6 protein-coding genes and 4 tRNA genes are annotated in these 5,766 nt (G+C 73.0%); 4 read left to right on the top strand and 6 right to left on the bottom strand.

The window, feature by feature from the left end:
- Nucleotides 1-106: 106 nt before the first annotated feature.
- The 4 genes from ACFV04_RS42655 to ACFV04_RS42670 all read right to left on the bottom strand — a co-directional run bounded on the left by ACFV04_RS42655 (nucleotide 107) and on the right by ACFV04_RS42670 (nucleotide 515).
- Nucleotides 107-178, bottom strand: a tRNA-Val gene (locus tag ACFV04_RS42655).
- 41 nt (nucleotides 179-219) lie between these two features.
- Nucleotides 220-291, bottom strand: a tRNA-Val gene (locus tag ACFV04_RS42660).
- Nucleotides 292-328: 37 nt separating this feature from the next.
- Nucleotides 329-402, bottom strand: a tRNA-Cys gene (locus ACFV04_RS42665).
- A gap of 40 nt (nucleotides 403-442) precedes the next feature.
- Nucleotides 443-515: transfer RNA gene (locus tag ACFV04_RS42670), tRNA-Gly, on the bottom strand.
- A gap of 339 nt (nucleotides 516-854) precedes the next feature.
- On the opposite strand from ACFV04_RS42670, the gene ACFV04_RS42675 reads away from it, so the two are divergent.
- The 3 genes from ACFV04_RS42675 (at nucleotide 855) to ACFV04_RS42685 (ending at nucleotide 3,710) form a co-directional block, all read left to right on the top strand.
- Entirely contained in the window at nucleotides 855-1,916 is a 1,062-nt protein-coding gene (locus ACFV04_RS42675; protein WP_380536487.1) for a chorismate-binding protein, read from the top strand.
- Between the two features lie 38 nt (nucleotides 1,917-1,954).
- Entirely contained in the window at nucleotides 1,955-2,785 is an 831-nt protein-coding gene (locus ACFV04_RS42680; protein WP_380338320.1) for an aminotransferase class IV, read from the top strand.
- Between the two features lie 79 nt (nucleotides 2,786-2,864).
- Nucleotides 2,865-3,710: a GNAT family N-acetyltransferase gene (locus tag ACFV04_RS42685; RefSeq protein WP_380536488.1), complete on the top strand. Its 846-nt coding sequence runs from the start codon at nucleotides 2,865-2,867 to the stop codon at nucleotides 3,708-3,710.
- Between the two features lie 7 nt (nucleotides 3,711-3,717).
- On the opposite strand, the gene ACFV04_RS42690 is transcribed toward ACFV04_RS42685, so the two are convergent.
- Entirely contained in the window at nucleotides 3,718-4,218 is a 501-nt protein-coding gene (locus tag ACFV04_RS42690; RefSeq protein ID WP_360264682.1) for a DsbA family protein, read from the bottom strand.
- A 110-nt stretch (nucleotides 4,219-4,328) separates the two neighbouring features.
- Here ACFV04_RS42690 and ACFV04_RS42695 point away from each other — a divergent pair, with 110 nt between their 5' ends.
- On the top strand, nucleotides 4,329-4,784 hold the full coding sequence (locus ACFV04_RS42695) for a hypothetical protein (RefSeq protein ID WP_360264685.1): 456 nt from the start codon (nucleotides 4,329-4,331) through the stop codon (nucleotides 4,782-4,784).
- A gap of 98 nt (nucleotides 4,785-4,882) precedes the next feature.
- On the opposite strand, the gene ACFV04_RS42700 is transcribed toward ACFV04_RS42695, so the two are convergent.
- Complete coding sequence (locus tag ACFV04_RS42700) at nucleotides 4,883-5,452, bottom strand: CGNR zinc finger domain-containing protein (RefSeq protein WP_380338328.1); 570 nt, start codon at nucleotides 5,450-5,452, stop codon at nucleotides 4,883-4,885.
- Nucleotides 5,453-5,766: the final 314 nt, after the last annotated feature.

Here is a 5,766-nt window from a genome sequence, read left to right on the forward strand (position 1 = left end):
TACTGGGATTGAACCAGTGACCCCTACCGTGTCAAGGTAGTGCTCTCCCGCTGAGCTAATCGCGCCTGGTGTGGCGGTCCTGCAGCAGACCTCGAAGGGCCCGACGTGCGCGATACTGGGATTGAACCAGTGACCCCTACCGTGTCAAGGTAGTGCTCTCCCGCTGAGCTAATCGCGCCTGGTGTGGCGGTCCTGCAGCAGACCTCGAAGGATCCGACGTGCGCGATACTGGGATTGAACCAGTGACCCCTACCGTGTCAAGGTAGTGCTCTCCCGCTGAGCTAATCGCGCGCACGGGGACGCCCCCGGTGGAACCGGGGGATCCTCTTGGAGGTGGAGACGGGATTTGAACCCGTGTACACGGCTTTGCAGGCCGTTGCCTCGCCTCTCGGCCACTCCACCAGGCAACACATGAAGAACGATCTTACACTGTTCTCCATCGAGCGGACGACGAGATTCGAACTCGCGACCCTCACCTTGGCAAGGTGATGCTCTACCAACTGAGCCACGTCCGCCTGTCTCCCGGGGGCCTCACCGGTTTTCCCGGCTGCGCTCCCTGGCGACGTGTTGAACTCTAGCGGATTCCCGGGCCAGCTAAAAATCCGTTCCCGCAGCGTGCCGAGGGGATGCCCGTCGAGTGCCGTCGCGTCGGCCTCCGACCGCGGTCATCGGCCGTCACCTGCGGCGCTCCCGGACGATCATCCGCAGGTCACCCGGCGCACACCCGCGCGACGTCCGTGGCTGCTCACGCCCGGGTCCGTACGCCCGCGCGCACGCACGGTCACACAGGGCCGGGCCCGCGCCCCCGACCTACACTTCAGGCACCGCCGCCCAGCACACCGCGCAGGAGAACCGTGTCCGGCCACCCCGACCCCCGCACCCCGCTCGCCCGCTTCGGCGGCCGCCTGGCCACCGGACTGCGCGACGTCACCTCGGACCCGGCCGCCCTCGACTCCTCCGGCTACTGGGCCGTCGCCTACGACTTCGAGGGCCGACTGACCTGCGCCCGCTTCGACGAGCTCCGCCCCGCCCCCGCCCCGCCCTCCGGCGCGGGCTGGCGAGGCCCGGACGCCGGCACCTGGCACAGCTCCCTCGACCGCGCCGCCTACGTCGCGGGCGTACGTCGCATCCGCGAGCACATAGCCGCGGGCGAGGTCTACCAGGCCAACCTCTGCCGGGTGCTGTCCGCGCCCCTGCCCGACCCGGACCTCAGCGACGTCGACGCCCTCACCGGCCTCCTCGCCCACGGCAACCCCGCCCCCTACGCCGGCACCATCCGACTGCCCGGCCACGGCGTCGAGATCGCCACCGCCTCACCCGAGCTCTATCTGCGCCGCACCGGCCGCACCGTCTCCTCCGGCCCGATCAAGGGCACCGGCCGCACCGAGGACGACCTCCTCGACAAGGACCACGCCGAGAACGTGATGATCGTGGACCTGGTCCGCAACGACCTCGGCCGCGTCTGCGACACCGGCACCGTCACCGTCCCCGACCTGTGCGCCGTCGAGAAGCACCCCGGCCTGGTCCACCTGGTCTCCACCGTCGAGGGCACCCTGCGGGAGGACGCCGACTGGCCCGAGCTCCTCGCCGCCACCTTCCCGCCCGGATCCGTCACCGGCGCCCCCAAGTCCAGTGCCCTGCGGATCATCGACGCCCTGGAGACCGCCCCGCGCGGCCCCTACTGCGGTGCCGTCGGCTGGGTCGACGCCGACCGCGGCGAGGGCGAACTCGCCGTCGGCATCCGCACCTTCTGGGTCGACCGGACCGACCCCGGCGCGCCCGTCCTGCGCTTCGGCACCGGCGCCGGCATCACCTGGGGCTCCGATCCCGAACGCGAGTGGGCGGAAACCGAACTGAAGGCCGCCCGACTGGTCGCGATAGCGTCGGGCAGCGAACCCGACCACACCGGGGCGTGAGCCACACCGTCCACCGCCCCCGCTGAGGAGCAGCCCCGATGCACAACCGCACCACGAGCTGGGTCAACGGCGCCCTCGTCGACTCCGCCGACGCCGCCGTCTCGGTCCTCGACCACGGCCTCACCACAGGCGACGGCGTCTTCGAGACCATGAAGACCGTCGACGGCAAGGCCTTCGCGGTCACCCGCCACCTCGACCGGCTCACCCGCTCCGCCCGCGGCCTCGGCCTGCCCGACCCCGACCACGACCTGGTCCGCGAGGCCTGTGCCCGGGTCCTCGCCGCCAACCCCGCGCCGCTCGGCCGCCTGCGCGTGACCTACACCGGCGGCCCGGCCCCGCTCGGCTCCGAGCGCGGCACCACCGGCCCCACCCTCGTGGTCGCCATGGGCGCCATCGGCCGCCGCCCCGACGAGACCGCCGTCGCCGTTGTCCCCTGGCGCCGCAACGAGCACAGTGCCGTCGCGGGCCTGAAGACCACCTCCTACGCCGAGAACGTCGTCGCCCTGGCCGCCGCCCACCGCACCGGCGCCTCCGAGGCCCTGTTCGCCAACACCGCCGGCCGGCTCTGCGAGGGCACCGGCTCCAACGTCTTCGTGGTCATCGGCGGCCGCCTGCTCACCCCCGCCCTCGCCTCCGGATGCCTGGCCGGCATCACCCGGCAGCTCGTCATCGACTGGTGCGGAGCCGAGGAGGCCGACCTCCCGCTCGACGCCCTCCGGGACGCCGACGAGGTCTTCCTGACCTCCACCACCCGTGACGTCCAGGCCGTCACCCGCGTCGACGACCGCGAGCTGGCCGGCATCGGCCCCGTCACCGCCGAGGCCATGAAGGTCTTCGCCGAGCGAGGCGACGACGACCTCGACCCGTGATCCCCGCCTCCGGGAGACGGAACCGGCCGCGTGCCCGACCTCGTGGATAACCTCCCGGACAAGGGGAAGGGACCACCACATGACCACCACGCTGCGCCCCGAGGGCCCGGAGACACCCACCGCGGCCGGCGGCCGCACCAGACGCTGGCGGATCCTGTCGAACGGCCACCCGGTCGGCGCGCTGCGCACCACCGGCACTCCGCACGACGGCCGACTCTGGGGCGAGATATCGGAGTTGGAAATCACCGAGGGGCGCGGCCGGGGGCGCGGCACGTTCGGCGCGCTGGCCGCGGAGGAGGTGCTGCGCCACTGGGGCTGCACCCGGGTGGACGTCAAGGTCCCCGAGTCGGCGCCGATCGCACGCGCCCTCGCCGCCACCCTCGGCTACACCGAGCGGATGCGGTCCCTGCACAAGCGCCTCACCGATGCCCCCGCCCTGCCCGCCGGACTCACCGCGCGCCCGATGGACCCCGCGGCGCTCCAGGACTGGCTCGACGGGGGCACCGAACGCTTCGCCCGCTCACTCGTCGCCTCCGGACTCACCGAGGACCAGGCGCGCGCCAAAGCGGGCGGCGGCGGGCGGACCCTGCTGCCGCAGGGCACCGAGACCCCCGGCGTCGTCCTGAGCAGCCTGTACGGCGCCGACGGCGGGCCGGACCCCTGCGGCTCGGTCTGGGTGGCCCTCCACCTGCGTGACCTGCCGGACGGCGAACCGCTCGCCTGGGTGATGGTGGTCGAGGTGTCCCGGGCCCACCGGGGTCGGGGACACGGCCGCGCCCTGATGCTGCTCGCCGAGCGGGAGTGCCTCGCCGCCGGGGTGCGCAACCTCGGCCTCAACGTCTTCGCCGACAACGAGGTCGCCATCCGGCTCTACGAGTCGCTCGGCTACGCGGTCACCGACCGCCTCTACGGCAAAGCACTCTGACGTGCCGTCAGGACGTTCGCGCCGCCTCGATGACGGCCACGATCCGTTCCCGCAGCCCGTCCTGGCTCTGCCCGCCGTCCAGGCGCTCACCACCGATCACGTACGTCGGCGTACCCGTGACCCCGATCGCCTTCCCCTCGGCCTGGTCGGCGTCGACGGTCAGCATGTGCCGGCCGTCGATCAGCGCGGTGTCGACCTCGTCGGCGTCCACCCCGACCTCCCGGGCGACGTCCAGCAGCACCTGCTGCCCCCGTGCGTCCAGGTCCTCGACCCGGGCCAGCAGCGCCTCCACGAACGGCCAGCCCAGCCCCTGGTCGAACGCCTCCTCGGCCGCCTCGGCCGCGGCGTACGCGTGCTTGTGCTTCTCGAGCGGGAAGTGCCGCAGCTCCACGGACAGTGCGTCGCCGTACTGCGCGCGCAGCGCCCGTACGTCGTCCAGCGCGGTGCGGCAGTCCGGGCACTGGAGGTCGCACCAGAACTCGAGGCGGGGGAGGGAACCATCGATCATTCCCCCAGTGTTCCACTAGTGGGCGTCCGCTCCGGCCGGCGGTGCGCCCGAGGGCGGACCGACAGGGAGGCACCGATGACCAGGACGACCGGACGCGAAGGGGTGGCCCCGTGCTGAGCGCGGCGATCAGCTTCATCCTCACGGCGGGCGGGGTGGTTGTGGCGGGCCTGCGGGCTTACCAGCGGCGCTTCCTGTCGGCGACCCGCTGGTTCGCGGTCGCCCTGCTGCCCGCCGGGCTCTACCTGACCGGCCTGTTCCCGCTGGCGAGCACGATCGGCCGGGCGTTCACCGACTGGGCGGCCAAGCTGGTCCTCGACCCGCGGGTGTGGACCGGCATCGCGCTGCTCGGCGTCTCCGCGGTCCTGCTGGTCACCACCCGCTGGGTCGGCCGCCGCGGCGCCGTCGAGGCTGAGCCGCAGCGTCCGGCGGCCGCCGGTCCCGCGCCCGAGCGTCCGGCGGTGGCACCGGCGCCCAAGGCGCCGAAGAAGCCGGCCGGGGGCAAGCGCGACGACGGCCTCGGCGACTTCGCCGACATCGAGGAGATCCTCCGCAAGCGCGGGATCTGACCACCGGATCCGGACGCCGGACCCGAGCGCGGACCCGGGGGAGAGGCCCGGGAGGACAGGAGTCCGGGGCCCGGAACCCCAGGCGAGTGCCCCCGGTGTCAGGCGGAGGGGACGGCTTCCGCCGAGCGTTGCCGCGCCCGGTAGGCGGCGACGTGCAGCCGGTTGCCGCAGGTGCGGCTGTCGCAGTAGCGCCGCGAGCGGTTCCGGGAGAGGTCCACGAAGACCCGCGCGCAGTCCGGTGCCTCGCACCGGCGCAGCCGTTCCCGCTCGCCGGCCATGAGGATGAAGGCGAGGGCCATGCCCAGCTCGGCCGCCAGGTGGTCGCCGAGCGCGGCGTGCGGTGCGAAGTAGTGGATGTGCCAGTCGTGGCCGTCGTGGTCGGTCAGTCGGGGCGTCGTCCCGGCGGCGGCGACGATCGCGTTGACCAGCTCGGCGGCCTCGGCGGTGGACTCCGTCCCGAACACCTCGCGCAGCCGGGTGCGCAGCTCGTGCACCCGGCGCAGGTCGTCCTCGGTCAGCGAGTCGATCTCGCTGATCTCCTGGCGGACCACGAAGGCGTCGAGCGCGGCGACGTCCGGCAGCCGCTCGGCGCCGCACACCTCGGGTGCGGTGTTGAGCAACTCCACGAGGATGCTCAGCGCGCACTCGGTGTCATGGGTGATCAGCACGTTGGGGGCTCCTCGCGCAGGGGGACTCCGATACCCCGCGTCCACGGTTACCCCAGACCATACCGGGCCTTGTGCCAGAAGGGCGGCGCGTTCTTTCGAAGGTGTGCACGGATCCCGTCAGAGCGTCCGAAACCGGGCGTCGGCCCGCGGTTTCGGCCTTCGAACCCGAGCGTGGAGCCGGTCTCCGCACGGCCAGTTTCCGAGCGGCCAGTTTCCGAGCGGCCCGTCTCCGCGCGGCCGCGCCGCGCGGCCGTCTCCGTGCACGAGCCGGAAAGACGACGGCGCCCGGCACCGAGGCCGGCCACCCGTTCGGG

Source organism: Kitasatospora sp. NPDC059599 (assembly GCF_042735125.1).
In the GTDB taxonomy this organism is placed as follows: domain Bacteria; phylum Actinomycetota; class Actinomycetes; order Streptomycetales; family Streptomycetaceae; genus Kitasatospora.